Below are 19,914 nucleotides of genomic sequence, written 5' to 3'. Positions count from 1 at the left end.
TAGCAAACAGAATTCAAACAAATACCAATATCTCTAACAACTGGAAATTTTCCAGCACCCCCTGCAATTCCAACTCTACAGCCATCTTTTCAAGCAAAAGATCTTGCAATTTATCGAGTTCATTCACCTGATCAAGCCCCTGAATAGAAAGAAGAATATCATTTGACTTCTTCTTTAACAAGGCCACCTCTAAATATGCCTCAAGCTCAGCCAGTTCCCCTAAGGGATCGTCCCCTTCAGCAAGACCGTCACCCTGCTTCAACAAAATTTCGGCAACCACCTTTCGCTCTACACCCTTGGGCAAGAGACCTAAAAACTCTTCCGGTTCCAAGACCCTGTGCTTCCGCAGAAGGGAGGTCATATGGAGAAATATAATCTCCCCCACACTTCCCAACAAAATATTGCGCATCCCCATAGCGACAAGCCTGTCAAAGAGAGAGGGGTGCAAAACCATAAATTGGACAAAACGCCTCTGGACAGAATCAAGGGGCAGCACAGCCTCGGTTTTTTTTTGCTTAAGCGGCGTGATCACTGGCACAGAACTGGGCAAAACATTTTTTTGAGCAGGACCACCTTCGCCCGTCTGTAAATTTCTTTCCAAACTGATCACATCAAGACCGAGTTTTTCGGCAAAATGCGACAATATCACTGAACGTTGCAGAGAGGAGGTCGCTGCCTGCACCAAAGGCTTCAGCCCCTCTATAACCCTGCTCTTGCCATCAAGAGAGAGGCCATGCTCCTGCACCAAATTTTCAAAGGCGAATTCCGGCAAAGGACTAGCTTCAGCCAACAGCTCAAGGATGCCCCTACCGCCATGCCGGCGCACATAAGTATCGGGATCTTCTCCCTCCGGCAGAAGGGAGACCTTCCCCATCAAATTTTCACCGAGAAACAGGGGCACGCTACGAACAGCGGCCTGAACTCCCGCCTTATCTCCATCAAATAACATCACAGCACCTTCGGCAAAGCGCTTAACTAAGCGAAGATGTTCACGGGTAAGGGCCGTCCCCAGAGGCGCAACAACATTCTTTACCCCGGCGCCAACAAGAGAGATGAGGTCAAAGTTGCCCTCAACAAAGACAACCGAACCTGCCCTGCGAATATCCTCTTTTTGCTGATAAAGTCCCAAGAGCAGACTGCTTTTATTAAAGATAAGACTTTCTGGGGAGTTCATATACTTTGGCTGCCCCTCACCTATGATGCGGCCGCCAAAGCCACAGATCTGCCCTGCTATATCCCTTATGGGAAAGAGGATCCTGTCCCGAAATCGATCATAATAACCACCGTTTTCCTTAGCGGAAACAAGGCCCAACTCTGCGGCCAGGACAAGCTCCTCCTTTGCCAAATGACCTCCCAGGAAATGCCAACCCTCCACATCCTGAGACGGGGCATAACAGAGGCCATAATCTGCAGATATCTTTTTCCCCACACCCCGCCTGACAAGGTAATCACGAGCCGCACCAGCCCCCCTATTAGTCCGAAGATACTGGCCATAAATAGCAGCCACCTTCTCATTCAGGGCAAACATCTTTTTCCGTTTTTCAGCCAGAGCCTTTTCCTGAGCAGACTGTTTTCTCTCCGGCAAGACCACCCCATAACGTTCAGCAAGCATCTTCAACGCTTCAGGAAAAGAGAGCGCGTAATACTTCATCACATAGCTGAGCACATCACCTGACTCGCCACAACCAAAACAATGAAAGAACTGTTCTCCTGCCGTAACAGAGAAAGACGGCGTCTTCTCACCATGAAAGGGACAGAGGCCTACGTAACGGCTACCACTTCGCCGCAACTCAACCGTCTCCCCAATAATCTGGACAATATCTGCCCGCTCTTTTATAAGCGCAACAACATCTTCACCCTGCTTCATAACCTTATCTACTTTATGTTATTAAGATTGCCCCATATGAACAAGGAGGCATTACTTGATTTTATACCCTTCTGAACGATATAGTAAAGAATTAGATTTTCCCACTTCACTCTTACCATAACACAGCCCATGAAAATCCCACAGATCAAACGCACCATTCGAAACACAAAACGATTCACCGAAATTATCACGACATTATCAAGCTTTGGCTTCAAGCAAATGGTGATAGATAGTGGCCTCCACATATTTTTGGACAGGAGACTAAGATGAGGAGAAAAATTCTACTGAACCAAAGGCCATCCGCGTTCGTCTCATACTGGAAAAACTCGGACCGACATTTATAAAACTTGGACAAATTTTATCGACAAGACCGGATCTCATTCCCCCTGAATGGTGCGACGAGCTGAAAAAGCTACAGGCTCAATGCACTCCCATCCCCTTCTCCGAAATAACCGAGGTGCTGGAAAAAGAATTTCTGGGAAAAAAAAGAGAACTCTTCCAATCAATAGAGGAGACTCCTCTTGCCACAGCATCTATTGCTCAGGTTCACAGAGCAAGGCTGTACGATGGCAGTAAAATTGTCTTAAAAATTATTCGACCCGGAAATAAGAAGCTCATCGAAGAGGACATGGCCCTTTTTGAAACACTGGCCCAGATTGTTGACCAATATTTTTCCAACCTGGGCTACAGTGCCAGAGCCGTAGCCAAAGAATTTTCCCGCCAACTCTCCCAAGAGACAAACTTTATAAACGAGGGCCAATCAACAGAGAGACTTGGAAAATATTTTACAGACGACCCACAAATACATTTCCCCAAGGTATACTGGGAGGCCACTACCAGAAACGTGCTTGCCCTGGAAGAGATTCAGGGAGAAATGCTGGCCTCGCTTAACCCCGAAGAGCTGACAAAGGCACAACGAAGATCCATCGTTGCCAACGGCACCAATGCTGTCTTTAAACAGTGTCTGGAATTTGGCCTCTTCCACGCCGACCCTCATCCAGGCAACATCATACTGCGCAAGGACGGCAGCCTCTGCTTTATCGACTGTGGCATGGTGGGCCGCCTTGACAAACGGACCACCGACCAGCTGATCAACCTTGTCACCGGCATAATAGACGGGGACAGCGAAAAATTGCGCAGAGTCGTTATAGAGCTCACCGATGTTGACCCTGCCCTAACCACAACCCGTGATTTCTACATAGAGCTGCAACACCTCACCAGCCAGCTACAAAGCGACAACCTCGATAATTTCAATATTAGCGAAATGCTCTCGGATTTTTTCACCATGCTCCAACGTTTCAAAATTCGCTGCCCGAGCGACCTTCTCCTCCTCACCAAAGCCCTCACCACTATTGAAGGCGTGGCAGAACAATTTGATCCCAGCTTTGATGTGATAAATCACGTCAGACCAATGATTGAGAAGGTGATAGTCACTCGCTACAGCATGAAGGCAATCCATAAGAGGTTTGGCAGATCAATAGTCCAATACCTTGAGCTACTCGAAGAGATCCCCGGAGGGCTACACGATATCCTCGAACGCTTTCGCCGTGATCGCTTCACCTTCAATCTGGAGCTCAAACGTATCGAGCACCTTGCCAGTCATATTGACACGTCCAGTAGAATAATGGGAATGTCCATGATTATTGCCGCCCTTATCGTCGGCTCATCAATTCTCATTCTGGCGGATCGCATCTCTCAACAACCTGGATTTATAGGTACTCTGGGGTTACTAGGCCTCGCCTTTGCCGGTGTCAGTACAGCAGGATTTATCGTCTCATTCCTACTGCCAAAGGCAAAGGTCGATGATTAGGAGGGGGAATGGCACTGATCCAAAATTGCCATAAAGCTCTCTAGCTCCAAACTGGCCCCACCAATAAAAATGCCCGACAGGCCATCAAGGTTCCAGTATCCTGCCGCATTCTCAAGGCGGACAGCACCCCCATAAACAATAGGGTACTTTGCCTGATATTTTCTTATCTGAGCAACGGCCCTCGCCACGCTGTCAAGGGGCTCGGCAACATTGGAGTTCAAGGCATAGGCCGGGCAGTAGGCAAGAATCATCTCGGCACATTCACTGTCCTGCAGGGCGGCAAGTTGTCCATCCATATTGCTATCATCAAGGCAGACAAGAGGGGTCATATCTGCATCGGCAAGCTCCGCCACCTTATTTGTTACCTCATGATTTGTCTCATGAAAGTATTTTCTGCGCTCGGAGTGCCCAACTATAGCCACCCTGGCATAGTCCCCTATCAGATCAGCGGAGAGGGCACCGGTGTAGGAACCACGGGGGTAGGGAGATACATCTTGGGCGGCCAGAGAGAGGCCGGGCAGACCCGAATCCGCAATCCTCTTCGCAAAAGAGCTCAGACAAAGAAAAGAGGGCGCAAGAATCACCTCACGTCCCTGAACGGGCCTATAGGCCCGCAAAAAGCCATCGAGCCACTGCAAAGCCTCCACTTCCCTCTTCTGACACTTCCAATTAGCTATAATATATCGCTTCATAGGCCTCCCTTGACAACAAAATTAAACGATTAATTTGTCTAAAAGCTCAGCGTCCACCCCGGTCAGCACAAACTGCTTCCTTCGACTACTCTGCCCACGCAATAACTCAATATCACATTTTCGGCAATCCAAGAGACGAGATAAAAAAACAATCAACTCTTTATTAGCCTTACCATCAACCGGTGGAGAACAGCAGGCAATCTTCAACATGCCGTCATGAAGACCCACAACCTTAGTCTTAGAGGCACGGGGTTGAGTGTAAACCAGGAGAATAACAGTGGCGCCGTCAAGCCTATACCAGGAGTTCATCTCGCACCAATAAAATAAAGAGATACATTAAGCCTGGGCCTCGTCACTACCTTCAGCAAGCTCTGCCGCTACAAAGGCAACATCAGCATCATCTACCAGTGAAAAATCTAGAGAATTAAGATCAGCCAGATCAACAGTCGCGTCATTTACCGGCCCGCCCAGGACATCAAGCCCGGCAAGCACTGTCTGTAACTTCTGCCTGATCTCGTCTCGGACCTCATTACGCGTTGTTTCCAGAGATGCTAATTCAGCATGGAGTTCATCCCTCTTTACTTGGGTTGTAGCACGCAGTTCCTCTTCTTCAGTCCTGGCAACAATAAGAAGCTCTGTTGCCTCAACCTCAGCACTTTTTTTCAACTCTTCAGAAAACTGTTGGGCAAGAAGAATAGTTGATTTAAAATCAATCCCCTCCTGCTTAAGCCCCTGCAGCTGCTCTTCAAGCAAGATATTTTTTGCCTGCACTTTTTCCAATTCAGCTTTTCCGGCCGAAACCAAGGCTTGCTCTGCCGCTAGACGAATGTTTGTCTCGTCCAACGTTTTCTTGCAGGAGACAAACTCTTCTGCCTGAGCATCAAGTTTTTTCTGAAATCCCTCAAGATTAAGGCTCAATTCAGCAATACGCTCATCCTTATACTGATAACCCTTCTCTACCTTCTTTTCGATATCACCTGCACTACTCTGATTTTTGGCAAGTTCAGATTTGTACTGGGTCCGCTCATTTTCGGCAAGAGTCAGCTCTCCCTTCAGGCGACTCATATCTTCATTATGTTTACGTTTTTGCTCGTGAAGTTCGAAAACATGGTCGGCAAGTTCCTCGAGATAAGACTTTACCTCAATGGGATCACAACCTCTAAACTTTATCTGAAATTCCTGATCTTTGATGGACTGTGGAGTAAACATAAGAAACCCGTTAATTAATTTAATAGGAGAATGACTTTCTACATCATCACAGCAAATTGCCTCAAAGTTGAAACAAGAAAACTCTGTAAAAACATAATCGCTAAAATCAGTATAATGGGTGAGAAATCTATCCCACCCATCTGCATAGGCAATATCTGACGTATTTTACGCAGAGGTGGCTCCGTTACATCGTAGATAAAGCGGACAATAGCATTATAAGGATCCGCATTTACCCAGGAAATAATTGACCTGCCAATGATAAGCCAGATATAGAGGGTAAATAAAAAATCCAACAAACCCGCGGCGGCCATCATAAAATTTTCAAGCACAAACATAAAACTCCTCCTTAAACAGGGGTGATCCCGAAGGGCACAGCCCCTGGAAAAAGACTGCCCTTACGCTACCCGAGTTCCAGCAGGGACATCACCCTGAACCCCGGAGAGCACCAATCGTTCGCCACCATCTTCACTCACCTTGGCCGCAAGCACCATACCCTGAGACATAACACCCATCAATTTTGCCGGCTTCAAATTAGCAACAATAATAACCTTGAGACCAACAACATCCTCTGGACTATAATGTGCTGCAATCCCGGCAACAATGATCCTCTCCTCCGGAGCCATGACTGTCAACTTTAAGAGACGATCGGACTTCTTAATCCTCTCAGCAACCACAATATCTGCCACCCTCAACTCAAACTTTTGAAAATCAGCAAAATTGGCAAGACCATCCTCGGAGATCACTGCCTCCTGTTTTTTTGCACCCTGACAATCCTTCTTCCCTGCCTTTTTCTCTTCACTTTTCGCTGTTTCCATGCGTGGGAAGAGGGTAATAGCCTCACCTAAAACGGTGCCCACGGGCACAACTCCCCACTCGCCACCCAAGGCAAGAGAGTTAAGGATCGATGCATCCGTCGCCAGGCCTAGACCTGTGGCCATTCTTGATGCTGTATCTGGCATAACAGGACGAATCAACAGAGCCAGGAATCGTAAACACTCAGCAAGATTATAGAGTACTGTATCCAGTCTCTGCCAAGCATTTTCATCTTTAGCCAAGGCCCATGGCTCATTGCTGACAATATATTTATTGGCATATCCCACCAAACTCCACACAGCCTGTAGGGCCCTGTGAAAACGAAAGGCACCCATCTCTTCTTTATAGGTGGCAACTACCTGCTTGCTCAGGGCAATCAGTTCACTATCTGCCTCACAGGCGATCGGGGCGGGTAACTTGCCACCACGGTACTTTTGAATCATGGCCGTGGAACGACTAAAGAGATTGCCTAAATCGTTGGCCAAATCGGAATTTTTACGGGACACAATGGCATCGGAGCTAAAGGAAGCATCAAGACCAAAGGACATTTCTCTCAGGGTAAAATAGCGAAGAGTATCAAGACCGTACTCATCGACAAGCTCTTTTGGACGGACAACATTACCAATACTCTTAGACATCTTGGTATTGTCCACATTCCAATAACCGTGCACATGCAACTTCTTATAGAGAGGCAGTTCCATGGCCATCAGCATGGTTGGCCAAAAAATTGCGTGGGGTTTGAGGATGTCTTTGGCAATCACATGCTCTGCAACAGGCCAAAATTTATTATACTTATCATCCTCTGGAAAACCAAGACCTGTCAAATAGTTAATAAGGGCATCAAACCATACATAGGTAACAAAATTATCATCAAAGGGAAGCTCTATCCCCCAGGTCAGACGACTCTTGGGGCGGGAGATGCAAAGATCTTCCAGCGGTTCACTCAAAAAGGAGAGCATCTCATTACGATAACGATGAGGGGTAATAAAATCCTCATTGGCATTGATATGATCAAGCAACTGCTGCTGATACTTTGACATCTTAAAGAAATAATTCTGCTCGGCAATTTCCTGAGGAGCAGTCTGATGATCGGGGCACTTTCCATCCACCAGCTCTTTTTCTGTCAAAAAGCGCTCACAACCACGGCAGTAGAGTCCGGTATATTTATCAAAATAAATATCTCCCTTATCGTAGACCTGTTGCAGAACTTTCTGTACAGTTGCAATATGGTTGGCATCGGTGGTGCGAATATAATTATCGGGCTCGATGCCAAGAATTGGCCAGGTCTGACGAAACATACCACTTATTCTATCAACATACTCCTTAGGAGCCTCACCATTTTTCTCTGCTGCTTCAACAATTTTTTCTCCATGTTCGTCAGTTCCCGTTTGAAAACGAACATCCTCACCACAGAGGTGGCGAAAACGGCTATAGGTATCAGCCACAATGGTGGTATAGGCATGACCGAGGTGGGGCTGAGCATTAACGTAATAAATTGGAGTTGTTATATAAGTTGTCATAGCAGTATCTTTTGTTTCACAGCAACGTCTCGCAGCAGGAGGCCACGGAGAATTGCTGTCTATTTCTTCCCGGGAGCGGGACCTTGATCAATGGCTACCTTGAAAAATTTTTCTTTAAAGCTGCAACCTGACAATAAATTAGCCACGAATATATGCTAAATTTCCACTAGCAACAATATCCGGGGTAAATATCATAGCCTCGTAAACGGGGCTGAGCTGATCTTTATCGAAATTACCAATTTCCCAAACTGCCCTAACAAACAAAACGTTTAAAATATATTATTTCTCTTTCTTCTCTGATTTCGAATCGTTGCTCTTATCAGCTTTTTCCTTTGTTTTTTTCCCTTCACGCTTGCCACGCCCGGCCCCTTCACCGCGAGCCGTCACACAGCCTGCCCACTCTTCCTTGCTGAGAATAATCTCTTCCCCTTCACGATTTAAGACCGACAGGGTATTCTGCATCAAATTTTGTCGTCGCACCTTATACTGTTGACCGCCAACGGTAATAAGACGACCGACCTTAGGCATTTTCTTCCGCAACTGTCGATAGGTATCATACTCATAGGTCAAGCAACAAAGAAGCCGATTACAGAGACCTGAGATTTTTGTGGGGTTCAGCGGCAAATCCTGCTCCTTTGCCATTTTAATCGAAACAGAATCAAATTTTCGAATAAAAGAGGAACAACAGAGTTCACGGCCACAGGTACCAATACCGCCAATCATCTTAGTCTCATGCCGCACCCCGACTTGACGCATTTCAACCCGGGTACGAAACTCCTGCACCAAATCCTTCACCATGGCCCGAAAATCAACCCTGTTTTCAGCGGTAAAGTAAAAGATCATCTTGCTACCATTAAAAAAGCGCTCAACTCGGACAAGACACATTTTAAGTTTGTGCTTACTCACCAATTTACTACAGAAAGAAAAGGCCCGATTTTCAAAGAGGAGAAGAGATGCATACTTCTCATACTCTTCAGAATCTGCGCGCCGAGCTATCTTATACAGGACACGCCGATCAATATTTTCACAACCATTTTGAGGAGCAATGCCCGCAACCACGGCCGGCTCCGGGCCCTGTTCCTGATCTACTAAAACCAGGTCTCCCCGCTTCAGATCATCTTCCATGGCAAAGGCAGTAAACTGCTGACCACTATCACGAAAATATATCCGATAAAGAGAACTTTCCGCCGGGCAAATCAGACCAAAGCCTATGCTCTCTACTCTCTTTTCTTCTTTGTCAAATTTATCGTTTTTGCTGGTCATATCCCACGCACTCACATCTCTTTATATTAAGCTACCCTCATAACATTACACCATAAACAAGCGTACTATTTCAATCTCTGTAAGGCAAAAAGCAAGACCTCGCACACCAAAGTATTGTTACAGTTATACACCATTTTCTTCTCAGCAGTATCAATATAGTGTAGCGCCTGAAGCAGAGCAGGCCTGCTCCACCTTAATTTATTCTCCGAAAAGCCCCAGTCAGTAAGAGAACAAAGAGACTCTTGCACTCCAGAAAGATTCAGAAGATGATCCCTGATCATAAGGCGGAGAATCGCAAAGAAATAGGTCATATCCTCTTTCAAGAGAGCAATCTCCTCTGCACACTGTAACCAGGCGCCAATCTCTGCATCCCCCTGGAGGGCGGGATCAATAAATAATTTTTGGGCCTTTTTCCAAACAGGTAGTACAGCAGTGGTACTCAAGAGAAGCATCTTACCCGGACTACCCTCGGCAAGACGGGCAAGCAGACCTTGCTCGTTTTCGGCCAGCGGCGGAAGTTCCTTACCCTGCAGAGCAGTAGACACCTCATTCTCTGTCAGTGGATAAAAAGAGACCACCTGACAACGAGAGGAGATGGTCGTCAAAATCTCACAGGAACTCTCGGCGGTAAGAATCAGGACATTATTTTGCGGAGGTTCCTCCAGAGTTTTCAAGAGGCTGTTAGCAGCCTCACGACGCATTGTATGCACATCCTCCAAGACAACAACCCGCACAGGTGACTCATAGGGAGGAAAAGAGAGATCTCGACAGAGACTCCTGACCTGGTCTATTTTTATTGCACCCTTATCGGGCTGAACAACCGTATAATCCGGGTGATTTCCCGAGAGAAGCTTACGACATGAAACACAGTGACCACAGGCAAAGGCACCCTGCCTTTCCCGGCAGTTAAGGGCTGCTGCAACTCCTCTGGCAAATAACTTCTTGCCAACACCATCCGGCCCTTTAAAAAGATATGCATGGGGCACACGATCAGCCTCAATCGCCCGAGCCACAATCTGCTTTGCCCGTTGCTGTCCCAATACCTGACTATAGCAGAGGAATCTCGTTGCTTGACCGTACATATATTACTCCACTATCATAATTAAAACAGGGACTGTTGACGAGCTGCAGGGTCGCCATCGTCATACTGCACGCCCTTCACCCTCGAATCTAAACCCCGTAAAAAAAGATATCTCTCCAGGTGCCGCTGATAGTCCGTCCACTCCATGGTATTGGCATCAATCTTACGGCGTAACTGCTCCGTGACATTCATCTTTGCATCAATTTCATCAAGGAAATTCAACAAAAAGGCCTCCACGGTCATGGGAACAATGGGTGAACCATACTCACGGCGTCCGTGATGACTGAGGATAAGGTGCTGAATCTGCTCCCGGGTCTCAAGGGGAAAATCCTTAATCTCCTGAGCTGCATCCGCCACCATCTCACTACCTATAACCAGATGTCCCTTGAGCCGTCCACAGTCAGTATAGTCAATTGCCCCATGGGAATAGCTCAATTCAGCGATCTTACCCACATCATGCAAGAGGGCCCCGGCAAGCAAGAGTGATCTATTTACCCCCAGGTAGTGCCCAGCCATATGATCTGCAAGCTGAGCCACCGAAAGACTATGCTCCAACAAACCACCAATATAGGCATGATGAATACCCTTGGCCGCTGGAGCCTTTTGAAACAGTGACCAGTTTTTAGACCTCTTAAAAAATTTCAGCAACAGCTTACGAACAAAGGGGTCCTCAACGGAGAGAACAAGCTTTTGTAAATCAAAGGCCATATCCTCCCGGTTCTTTGTAGTTGTCGGCAAAAAGGAGGCCAGATCAACATCCTCTTCTGCAACCGGCCGAGCATCCGTCACCTTGAGCTGCTTGCTTCCCTGAAAAGAGCCCAGAGTTCCTGATAGGTGAATGATCTTGCCTGGCTGACAAATATCTCTATAGTGATCCACTTCATCCCAAATAGGGCCTGCAATTTCACCTGTCCTATCCATTATGGTCAGTGCAAGATATGGCTTACCCGCCTTGGTTTCACTCTGACGTAGAGACTTCACCACAAACAGGTCGTCAATAGAGTCACCCTCATCCAATTTATCAACAAATTGACGTTTCAACATATCTCTTCACACACTTTTAATAACAAAAAAAATCCATCGCAGGCAATATTTTCCGGGCAATTACACATTGAAGCGAAAATGCATACAGTCACCATCGGCAACCACATACTCTTTTCCTTCAACACGCATCAGCCCCTGCTCCTTGGCCTTAGCCTCCCCCTGACATTTAACAAAATCGTCATAGCCGATAACTTCGGCCCGGATAAACCCATGCTCAAAGTCTGTGTGGATCTTACCAGCAGCCTCAGGGGCCTTAGCACCAACGGGAATAGTCCAAGCCCTGGTCTCTTTTACGCCTACGGTAAAATAGGTTTGCAGGCCAAGCAACTCATAACCGGCTTTAACAAGACGAGAAAGCCCAGAAGTTTCCATCCCCATATCGTTTAAGAACTCTGCCTGCTCCTCTGCATCGAGCTGACTCAACTCCTGCTCAATAGAGCCTGCAATCATAACAACACTGGCATCCTCTTCAGCTACGGCAGCCTGAAGGGCACGCACATGCTCATTGCCTTCAAGAACATCATCTTCACTCACATTGGCCACATAGAGTACTGGCTTGGTGGTCAGAAGACACATCTCAGCGAGAAGTTTTTCCTCAAGCTCACTCTGGGCCTCGTAAACACGAGCCACCTTACCGCCATCCAAGATATCATACAGTCGCTCAAGACAGACGGCCTGAGCCTTAAAGGCCTTATCACCTGATTTGGCCTGAGACTGAGTTCTTTTCAACCTCTTCTCAACCGTATCAAGGTCAGAGAGGACGAGCTCCATGGTGATAACCTCACGATCTCGAACAGGATCAACAGACCCATCAACGTGAACAATATTATCATCTTCAAAGCAGCGGACAACATGAACAATTGCCTCTACCTGACGAATATGACCAAGAAATTTATTACCTAATCCCTCACCCTGGGATGCACCCTTAACAAGTCCGGCAATATCAACGAATTCCATCTGGGTATGAATGGTTTTCTTAGTCTTGGCAATTTCAGAAAGCACATCGAGACGTGAATCGAGCACAGGAACAATACCAACGTTTGGTTCTATTGTACAAAAAGGATAATTTTCAGCATCAATTCCTGCTGCCGTCAGCGCATTAAAAATAGTTGATTTACCAACATTTGGCAGACCTACTATACCACATCGAAAACCCATGGAAACAACTCCTTAAAAGTTCTAACTCTTAAAATATATTAACAAAACAGGAAAAACAGCAGGAAAGGCATCCTTCTCAGACCCGTCTTATATTGGTTTCTATACAACCCAGTCTCGGCAACAACGGCAAGGCAAGGGGATACTACAAAAAAGAAATCAAACAGGACACAATACCCGAAAAACGAAAAAAACGCCCGTTTTTTAGCCATAACAGCAGCATTGCCACTACTCATCGTGCCAGCGAGAGCTGCCTGCCCATGGTTGAGGCACACTGAGACCAATAATGCCGTCGGCAGAGAAGGTGGCAACAACTCGTTTATACTTGGAAAAGAGAATACCGGCCTCTCGCCCATCGGGGGCTATAAGACGCCAACCATTGTTGGCATAGCCCTCGCGATTGGCACCGACAGCATCAAACCATTCGGTTCGAATATTCCCCAACCAATAGCTCATCTGCTTCTTGGTAAGGTTTACCGGATGCCAGAAAGAGCTCTGCACAGTAAAGCCCTTTACAATACCAATAATTGCCGTCGGATTTTTTTCCGGGCCGTTATAGTAATAGGCGTATGACTTTGGCATCTGCAGATGTTCAAAGACATTTTGCACCCGGCTATCTTGAACAAACTTCCCATAGTGACCACTGGCCACACAGCCAACTATCTGAAGAGCAACAACTGCTACAACAAGCACATTTTTCATCCCTTTCCCCCTTAGAATTAAGCAACGACAGACTCTCTTTTACGACATACACACAATTATAGGTGTTCCCCACGAGATTTCCAATGAACCTTCAGAGCAAGTCGCTATCCTAGGGTAAATATTAACAGACATTGGCCAGCTCCATAATCGGCATTTTTTCACCCCCGTCGGGTTCTTTCTTGCTGATTTCGAAAAAGCGTGCCATATTATATATTGAGTCTCTGTAAGAGAGAGAAAAAACGAAGCCAAACCCTCAATCAGACCAACAAAAAAAAACAGTAATACCATGAAAAAACAAATGATTATCTCAGTCATGTCAAAGGACAGATCAGGCATTGTTGCGGAAGTAACCGGAGCAATTTTTTCTCTTAACGGCGATCTTGCTGATATCAACCAATCCGTGGTCTGTGGCTATTTCACCATGATCGTCAGCGCCACTTTTGAAGGTGATGTCAGTCGCGAAGATATTCTGGCAGAACTTTACCAGATTAACACCACAGATCGATTTGAAGTATCCGTTAAAGAGGTCGCAGGTGATATAGATCTGGCCCAACCAGAAAAACCGACAGAGACCTATGTGATGACCGTACAGAGCCCCAATAAAAAAGGCCTTGTTCATGGGGTCAGCCAATTTTGTCATGCTCACAAGATGAACATCATCGACCTGTCTACCAACCTTAGAAATGGCATCTACACCATGGCACTGCAACTGGATCTGACAAAATCAACGGGAATTAACGCAATAGAAAAAGATCTGGCTCGTTATAACCGGGACAGTGGTCTGCAAATAGTATTGCAGCACAACGATATTTTTCAAGTAACCAACGAAGTAACACTTCGCTAACAACGATTCCTCTACCATAAAAAGATAAAAAAAATGCTACATTCAGACCAAATACTTGCAACCGTCGAGATGATTCAAAAAGAAAATCTTGACGTACGAACAGTGACCATGGGTATCAACCTGCTTGACTGCAGAGGCGGTGACGTCGCTGAGACCTGTAGACGAATCGAAGAGAGAATTCAGCACTATGCAGGAAACTTTGTTGCGACTTGTAACGAGGTGAGCAAGACCTACGGCATTCCCGTTGTCAACAAACGCATTTCCGTTACCCCCATCGCCTTTGTCGGCGCAGGTTTTGACAAAGATGGTTTTATAGAACTTGCCAAAAGCCTCGACCGAGCCGCAACTGCTGTAGGTGTTGATATCCTCGGTGGATTTTCCGCTCAGGTAGAGAAGGGCATGACCGCAACGGACAAAGAGTACATTGCCTCCATCCCCGAGGCCCTGGCCGCCACCACAAAAGTTTGCGCATCCATCAATATTGCCACCACCCACAAGGGTATCAATATGGATGCCCTGGCCATGATTGGTCGCACAGTAAAAGATCTTGCCGAGATCACCAAAGATCAAAATGGTTTTGGTGCTGCAAAATTTGTTGTCTTCTGCAACCAGCCCGGTGACAATCCATTTATGGCTGGCGCCATCCATGGCCTTGAAGAGGCAGATGTGGTGCTCAATGTCGGTGTCAGTGGCCCCGGCGTTATTGCCCGTGCCCTTGAGCGCCTCATTGCCAAGGATACCGACAAGACCCTCACCCTTGATCGACTTGCCGAAGAGATCAAGCAAACCACCTTCCGTGTTACCAGATGCGGTGAGCTTATCGGTCGTCAGGTTTCTAAAAAACTTGGTATTGAGTTTGGTGTTGTCGACCTCAGCCTTGCCCCAACCCCTGCTATTGGTGACAGTGTTGGTGAGATCTTCAAAATTCTTGGAGTTGATTCCGTGGGCGCACCTGGTTCAACTGCAATACTTGCCATGCTCAACGATGCCGTCAAAAAAGGTGGTATCTTCGCCAGTAAGACCGTAGGTGGTCTCAGTGGCGCCTTTATCCCTGTAATGGAAGATGCCGTTCTTGCAGAGGCAGTAGGAGATGGTTCTCTCTGTATTGAAAAACTTGAGGCTATGACCTGCGTCTGCTCCGTCGGCCTGGATATGATAGCCATCCCCGGCTCCGTTGATGCAGAAACTATCTCAGCAATCATTGCCGATGAAATGGCCCTGGGAATGATCAACGGCAAGACCACCGCCGCCCGCCTCATTCCTGTTCCCGGCAAGGAAGTAGGAGATCATGTAAGTTTTGGTGGCCTCTTCGGGGCAAGCCCTATTATGCCTATCAACAATATAGGCAAATCCAGCCGTTTTATTCAGTGGGGCGGCAGAATACCTGCGCCAATCCATAGCTTCAAAAACTAGCCCGGCAGAAGCTAGCAAAGCTCTGTCTCTTTCTGTAAACGTTCAACCCGTAGGTGATAAAATGAAGATACAAATGAAAACTCCACTCGTGGAGCTTGATGGCGATGAAATGACCAGAGTTCTTTGGCCCCTTATCAAGGATAAGTTGCTCCTGCCATTTATCGACTTACAAACAGAATACTACGATCTGGGCATCGAAGAGAGAGACAGAACAAACGATCAGATCACCATTGACGCGGCAGAGGCCATCAAGAAATATGGTGTTGGGGTTAAAAACGCGACCATCACCCCCAACCAGGATCGAGTAGAGGAATACGGTCTCAAGGAGCAGTGGAAGTCACCCAACGCCACCGTTCGCGCCATGCTCGATGGAACGGTGTTCCGCAAACCCATCATGGTAAAGAACATCAAGCCCTCTGTACGCTCTTGGCAGAAGCCCATTGTGGTGGGACGACATGCCTATGGCGATTTTTACAAGAATGCCGAAATTTTTGCCGAGGCCGGTGGAAAGCTTGAAATAGTTGTCACCGACAAAAATGGCAAAGAAACCCGTCAAACCATCATGGAGGTGGATGAGCCAGCCATTGTTCAGGGCATCCACAACACCGTCGCCTCCATCGGCCACTTTGCCAGGGCCTGCTTTGAATACTCTCTTGATCAAAAAATTGACTGCTGGTTTGCCACCAAGGATACCATTTCGAAACAGTACGACCAGCGTTTCAAAATTATCTTTGAAGAGATCTTTGCGCAGGAGTACAAAGAAAAATTCGCCGCAGCCGGTATCGAATATTTTTACACCCTTATCGACGACGTTGTTGCCCGGATGATGAAGACAGAGGGTGGCATGCTCTGGGCCTGCAAAAACTATGATGGCGATGTGATGAGCGACATGGTGGCCTCCGCCTTTGGCTCCCTGGCCATGATGTCCTCCGTACTTGTCTCCCCCTACGGCTATTTTGAGTATGAGGCCGCCCACGGCACCGTCCAACGTCATTATTATCAACACCTCAAGGGCGAAAGAACCTCTACCAACCCCGTAGCCCTTATCTACGCCTGGACAGGTGCTCTGAGAAAAAGAGGTGAACTTGATGGCACCCCAGATTTATGCGCCTTCTGTGATAGCTTGGAAGCAATAACTATCGAATGCATTGAGAGCGGATACATGACCGGAGATTTGGCCAGAATATGCGAACCAGCCGCTATCAAGGTCCTTGACTCTATTGAGTTCATTGATGAGCTCGGCAAAAGATTGCAACAGCTCAACAAGTAAGAGACTGCCCCGCCAATCTCTTGGCGGGGCATTATCCCCCTTCCCCAAGACATTGCTCCGCCCTCTGATAACCGAGCTCAATCATCTCAGCTGCCCGGTTAAATTCAAGCATCTTACAGGCATTATGAGAGACGTTTACCACCCTGTCTGGAGGATAGGCGGCCAATTTTTGCCGGGCGATGGTTGACTGCATGGCATCAAATGCCTGAAAGGCCACATCATTAACGCTCAAACGCTCCAACACACCTGTCTCAACACCTCTTTTATAGAAGCTTTCCTGTCTCTCCTGAATAAAACTATTTATCTTCTCTCTGATAGTAGAGGGCGATGGCACAGCATCCGGTATTTTCAAGACGCTCTTAGGCAGGCTTGTCTCGTGGCCACAGCTCATTGAATTCAAGTTCACGGCAATGGTAAGATCCGTACTATCGGCAAAGGTAGGGGCAATGGGAACAGGATTCAAGACACCGCCATCAACAAGGTGCATCCCCCTATAACAATAGGGCTCAAAAAGTAACGGAATAGAAATAGATGCTCGAATGGCATTAAAGAGTTTGCCATCCTGGAGCCATACCTCCTTGCCTGCACCAATATCCGTTGCCAGGGCAGTATATTTTATGGGCAGATCTTCAATGTGCATATCCCCCACCAGATTCACCAGGGTATTGATAAATTTTTCTCCCTTCACCAAACCCCCTCGCCCCCAGGAGACATCCAGCAGGGTGACAATATCAACGGTCTTTATCTGCCGAACCCAGGCCTCAAAAATATCCAGCTTACCAATGGCATAAACACCACCGACAACAGCTCCGGCAGAACAGCCCGTTATTGACTCTATCCGATAGTCATGCTCCGTAAGCCAGCGAATAACTCCTATATGAGCAAGCCCCCTCGCGCCACCACTCCCCAACACCAAAGACACTGTCTTACCGCTCATAGAATTACCCACTGTAAACTTTTATATCAAGGCACAGGACCAAAAAGAAGAGGACCCTGGCAAGAAGGCCCCCGCACTAGCATAAGATATCACAACCACTTCCTATAAGAGAGAAGCCCTCTCTTAAGAAATATGTCTTAGTCCCCAGGCGGAGAAAAAAAAAGAGGCACAGACTCTGGGTCTGTGCCTCTTGCAACTGCCTGCTCTCTTCTGGACTGGAACTACACCTGCCAGCCGGACGATTTCGCAATTTTTTTATCTTCACCAATGAGAAAGCACTCACTCTCAGACTGATTTTCAATAAAGACCATGGCATCCTTAGGTTCCATTACAAAGACCGCAGTGGCCATTGCATCGGCATCCATAACGGTTTTTGCTGTTATGGAGGCACTGGTCAGAAACTGTGGTGAATGCCCAGTCTTAGAGTTAACAATATGATGAAAGATCTTTTCCCGATCATAAAAAATCTCATAATTACCCGAGGTGGCAATGGCACCATCGGTCATGGTAATAATATCAGGATAATCTTTATGCTTATTGGGATCCTGAATGGCAATGGTCCAAGGACGTCCCTTAGCCGCATTACCACTGGCCCTGATATCTCCACCGGCATTGATCAGATGATTTGTCACCCCGTTTTGGACAAGCACCTCGGAGGCACGGTCAACCACATAGCCCTTACCAATACCATCAAGGGTTATACTCATACCGGGACGAGCCATGGCAATGCCACTTCCTTCAAAACGAAGATGCTGGGAACCGATACGCTGCAGTACCTCTTTTATCTCAGCATCACCTGGTTGCTGAGCCTTGGCAAAAGATTCCTTATAGAGATCAATCAGAGGGCCAACGGTAATATCAAAGGCCCCTGCTGTTTGCCGATGAAAATAGAGGGAGCGACCAATCATCTCCTGTATTTCCAGGGATGGATTCTTTAATACGCCTTCCGCGTTAAGCTCTGAAACAGCAGTACTCTGCTTATAACGTGACAAGACATTATTGAGTCGATCAATCTCTTCAAAGGCAAGACCAATTGCATTTTCTGCCTCATCACGGGAAGAGTGAATAGCAGTAATGGCAACAAAGGTGCCCATGGCAAGCCGGGTTTTAGTTACCTTATACTCTGTTGAGGTAAAAGGTAATGCCTCACTTCTCTCCACAGGAAGAAGACTCGTGGCAAGGGCACTCATCCCCAAAATACCGGACATTTTCAAAAATGATCTACGCTTCTTATCACATGACGCCTGACTATTTTTCATATTATCACATTCCTATATCGCTTTCATTATCGGAACCTCTGCCCCTCTAAAAAGACAGAACTTCATGCTGACACAACGACCAGCCATATTTAAAGCTATCGCATTAATATCTTTTTTTCAAACTCCCCGCATACGCCAGCCAGACTAACCGGCCATCTTAAGTCCACCATCCTTCTTGCTACTGATAACAAGAGGACTGTCGTAATTACGGAAAATTTTTCGTGGACATTTAGCAACACAAATTTCCTCGCAGCTTGGTCCATAGGCTATGCAGGCCACGTGATCAATAACCACATTACCGTCTATATAGCTCACGGCATCAGCAGGACAAACTTTAACACAGATCTTACAACCGATACATCCCACCTCACAGACAGCCTTGACGTTTTTGCCAAGATCCTTGGTAGAACAGGGCACATAGACCCGCGCCTTCAGTGTCTGTAGCTCGATAATATTTTTAGGACAGGTACGAACACAGACCCCACAGCTCACGCACTTATTAGAATCAACAACAGGAAAGTTCTCCACCATGGTAATAGCATCGAAAGGACAGGCATCGGCACATTCTCCGAGGCCAATACAGGCGTAATTACACTTTGAAGGACCACCAAAGCCAAGGTTTGCCGCAGTGCATGAGGAAAAACCGATATACTCATGCTTATGACTCACCCTGCCCTCTTCACGAGAACAACGCACAAGGGCAATCTGATCTTCGACAGCAGTCATCTTCTTGCCTGTAAGTTCTGCCACAGCCTCCGCCACAGCCTCCTTACCTGGAAAGCAGAGATTTGGTGGCACATCGGGATCATTTACCACCGCAATTGCATACCCCTCGCAACCGGCATAACCACAACCACCACATTGGGCCATAGGCAAAGACTCTAACACCTCTTCAATGAGAGGATTTACTTCCACCGCAAACTTATGAGCTGCAATGGCAAGGCCAATACCAAAAAACAGACCTATACAACCCAATAGAGCAACGCCACCAAGTGCTATTTTTACAAGTTCTACATCCATTTTAAATATTTTTAC

General features: G+C 46.9%; 18 protein-coding genes. 4 read left to right on the top strand and 14 right to left on the bottom strand.

The genetic code is table 11. From position 1 onward, the window contains the following. Positions 1 to 13: 13 nt before the first annotated feature. On the bottom strand, positions 14 to 1,867 hold the full coding sequence (gene dnaG, locus DP_RS04045) for a DNA primase (RefSeq protein WP_011188037.1): 1,854 nt from the start codon (positions 1,865 to 1,867) through the stop codon (positions 14 to 16). Between the two features lie 457 nt (positions 1,868 to 2,324). Here dnaG and DP_RS04035 point away from each other — a divergent pair, with 457 nt between their 5' ends. Beyond that, entirely contained in the window at positions 2,325 to 3,677 is a 1,353-nt protein-coding gene (locus DP_RS04035; protein WP_011188036.1) for an ABC1 kinase family protein, read from the top strand. On the opposite strand, the gene DP_RS04030 is transcribed toward DP_RS04035, so the two are convergent. From DP_RS04030 to DP_RS03985, 10 genes are all read right to left on the bottom strand, one after another. After that, complete coding sequence (locus tag DP_RS04030; protein WP_011188035.1) at positions 3,674 to 4,369, bottom strand: triose-phosphate isomerase; 696 nt, start codon at positions 4,367 to 4,369, stop codon at positions 3,674 to 3,676. The genes DP_RS04035 and DP_RS04030 overlap by 4 nt on opposite strands. Positions 4,370 to 4,390: 21 nt before the next feature. Next, on the bottom strand, positions 4,391 to 4,678 hold the full coding sequence (locus tag DP_RS04025; protein ID WP_011188034.1) for a DUF167 domain-containing protein: 288 nt from the start codon (positions 4,676 to 4,678) through the stop codon (positions 4,391 to 4,393). A 27-nt stretch (positions 4,679 to 4,705) separates the two neighbouring features. Continuing rightward, positions 4,706 to 5,578, bottom strand: coding sequence for a DivIVA domain-containing protein (locus DP_RS16625; protein WP_011188033.1), 873 nt, complete (start codon positions 5,576 to 5,578; stop codon positions 4,706 to 4,708). Between the two features lie 38 nt (positions 5,579 to 5,616). Next, positions 5,617 to 5,913 carry a YggT family protein gene (locus DP_RS04015; RefSeq protein WP_011188032.1) on the bottom strand — a complete coding sequence of 99 codons (297 nt, stop codon included), beginning with the start codon at positions 5,911 to 5,913 and terminating at the stop codon, positions 5,617 to 5,619. 60 nt (positions 5,914 to 5,973) lie between these two features. Beyond that, entirely contained in the window at positions 5,974 to 7,974 is a 2,001-nt protein-coding gene (gene metG / locus DP_RS04010; protein WP_407637893.1) for a methionine--tRNA ligase, read from the bottom strand. A 216-nt stretch (positions 7,975 to 8,190) separates the two neighbouring features. Next, positions 8,191 to 9,189, bottom strand: coding sequence for a PSP1 domain-containing protein (locus tag DP_RS04005; protein WP_011188030.1), 999 nt, complete (start codon positions 9,187 to 9,189; stop codon positions 8,191 to 8,193). 50 nt (positions 9,190 to 9,239) lie between these two features. Continuing rightward, the gene (holB, locus tag DP_RS16620) at positions 9,240 to 10,256 is read right to left on the bottom strand and encodes a DNA polymerase III subunit delta' (RefSeq protein WP_011188029.1); all 1,017 of its coding nucleotides are present in this window, start codon (positions 10,254 to 10,256) and stop codon (positions 9,240 to 9,242) included. 20 nt (positions 10,257 to 10,276) lie between these two features. Continuing rightward, positions 10,277 to 11,299, bottom strand: coding sequence for a 3'-5' exoribonuclease YhaM family protein (locus DP_RS03995; protein WP_011188028.1), 1,023 nt, complete (start codon positions 11,297 to 11,299; stop codon positions 10,277 to 10,279). Between the two features lie 60 nt (positions 11,300 to 11,359). After that, positions 11,360 to 12,457 (bottom strand): redox-regulated ATPase YchF, encoded by a 1,098-nt coding sequence (ychF, locus tag DP_RS03990; RefSeq protein WP_011188027.1) that lies wholly within the window; start codon positions 12,455 to 12,457, stop codon positions 11,360 to 11,362. A 225-nt stretch (positions 12,458 to 12,682) separates the two neighbouring features. Then, complete coding sequence (locus DP_RS03985; protein WP_011188026.1) at positions 12,683 to 13,156, bottom strand: hypothetical protein; 474 nt, start codon at positions 13,154 to 13,156, stop codon at positions 12,683 to 12,685. A 286-nt stretch (positions 13,157 to 13,442) separates the two neighbouring features. Here DP_RS03985 and DP_RS03980 point away from each other — a divergent pair, with 286 nt between their 5' ends. From DP_RS03980 to DP_RS03970, 3 genes are all read left to right on the top strand, one after another. Next, positions 13,443 to 14,000, top strand: coding sequence for a glycine cleavage system protein R (locus DP_RS03980; protein WP_011188025.1), 558 nt, complete (start codon positions 13,443 to 13,445; stop codon positions 13,998 to 14,000). Between the two features lie 33 nt (positions 14,001 to 14,033). Further along, positions 14,034 to 15,413, top strand: a complete 1,380-nt coding sequence (locus DP_RS03975; RefSeq protein ID WP_011188024.1) for a PFL family protein — start codon at positions 14,034 to 14,036, stop codon at positions 15,411 to 15,413. Between the two features lie 61 nt (positions 15,414 to 15,474). Next, positions 15,475 to 16,683, top strand: a complete 1,209-nt coding sequence (locus DP_RS03970) for an NADP-dependent isocitrate dehydrogenase (protein ID WP_011188023.1) — start codon at positions 15,475 to 15,477, stop codon at positions 16,681 to 16,683. 31 nt (positions 16,684 to 16,714) lie between these two features. Here the strand turns inward: DP_RS03970 and DP_RS03965 are convergent, their stop codons facing one another. The 3 genes from DP_RS03965 to rnfB all read right to left on the bottom strand — a co-directional run bounded on the left by DP_RS03965 (position 16,715) and on the right by rnfB (position 19,899). Continuing rightward, positions 16,715 to 17,620, bottom strand: a complete 906-nt coding sequence (locus DP_RS03965) for a patatin-like phospholipase family protein (RefSeq protein ID WP_041277604.1) — start codon at positions 17,618 to 17,620, stop codon at positions 16,715 to 16,717. A gap of 221 nt (positions 17,621 to 17,841) precedes the next feature. After that, complete coding sequence (locus tag DP_RS03960; RefSeq protein WP_011188021.1) at positions 17,842 to 18,879, bottom strand: FAD:protein FMN transferase; 1,038 nt, start codon at positions 18,877 to 18,879, stop codon at positions 17,842 to 17,844. Positions 18,880 to 19,023: 144 nt separating this feature from the next. Beyond that, on the bottom strand, positions 19,024 to 19,899 hold the full coding sequence (rnfB, locus tag DP_RS03955) for an RnfABCDGE type electron transport complex subunit B (RefSeq protein WP_011188020.1): 876 nt from the start codon (positions 19,897 to 19,899) through the stop codon (positions 19,024 to 19,026). Positions 19,900 to 19,914: the final 15 nt, after the last annotated feature.

Source organism: Desulfotalea psychrophila LSv54 (genome assembly GCF_000025945.1).
Taxonomy (GTDB): Bacteria; Desulfobacterota; Desulfobulbia; order Desulfobulbales; family Desulfocapsaceae; genus Desulfotalea; species Desulfotalea psychrophila.
The sequence above is the reverse complement of the archived record's forward strand: the minus strand, read 5'-3'. Positions and strand labels throughout refer to the sequence as shown.

Coding starts and splice junctions, on each gene's coding strand:
- dnaG (WP_011188037.1), bottom strand. CDS start 1,867: ATGAAGCAGGGTGAAGATGTTGTTGCGCTTATAAAAGAGCGGGCAGAT.
- DP_RS04030 (WP_011188035.1), bottom strand. CDS start 4,369: ATGAAGCGATATATTATAGCTAATTGGAAGTGTCAGAAGAGGGAAGTG.
- DP_RS04025 (WP_011188034.1), bottom strand. CDS start 4,678: ATGAACTCCTGGTATAGGCTTGACGGCGCCACTGTTATTCTCCTGGTT.
- DP_RS16625 (WP_011188033.1), bottom strand. CDS start 5,578: ATGTTTACTCCACAGTCCATCAAAGATCAGGAATTTCAGATAAAGTTT.
- DP_RS04015 (WP_011188032.1), bottom strand. CDS start 5,913: ATGTTTGTGCTTGAAAATTTTATGATGGCCGCCGCGGGTTTGTTGGAT.
- holB (WP_011188029.1), bottom strand. CDS start 10,256: ATGTACGGTCAAGCAACGAGATTCCTCTGCTATAGTCAGGTATTGGGA.
- DP_RS03995 (WP_011188028.1), bottom strand. CDS start 11,299: ATGTTGAAACGTCAATTTGTTGATAAATTGGATGAGGGTGACTCTATT.
- ychF (WP_011188027.1), bottom strand. CDS start 12,457: ATGGGTTTTCGATGTGGTATAGTAGGTCTGCCAAATGTTGGTAAATCA.
- DP_RS03985 (WP_011188026.1), bottom strand. CDS start 13,156: ATGAAAAATGTGCTTGTTGTAGCAGTTGTTGCTCTTCAGATAGTTGGC.
- DP_RS03980 (WP_011188025.1), top strand. CDS start 13,443: ATGAAAAAACAAATGATTATCTCAGTCATGTCAAAGGACAGATCAGGC.
- DP_RS03975 (WP_011188024.1), top strand. CDS start 14,034: ATGCTACATTCAGACCAAATACTTGCAACCGTCGAGATGATTCAAAAA.
- DP_RS03970 (WP_011188023.1), top strand. CDS start 15,475: ATGAAGATACAAATGAAAACTCCACTCGTGGAGCTTGATGGCGATGAA.
- DP_RS03965 (WP_041277604.1), bottom strand. CDS start 17,620: ATGAGCGGTAAGACAGTGTCTTTGGTGTTGGGGAGTGGTGGCGCGAGG.
- DP_RS03960 (WP_011188021.1), bottom strand. CDS start 18,879: ATGAAAAATAGTCAGGCGTCATGTGATAAGAAGCGTAGATCATTTTTG.
- rnfB (WP_011188020.1), bottom strand. CDS start 19,899: ATGGATGTAGAACTTGTAAAAATAGCACTTGGTGGCGTTGCTCTATTG.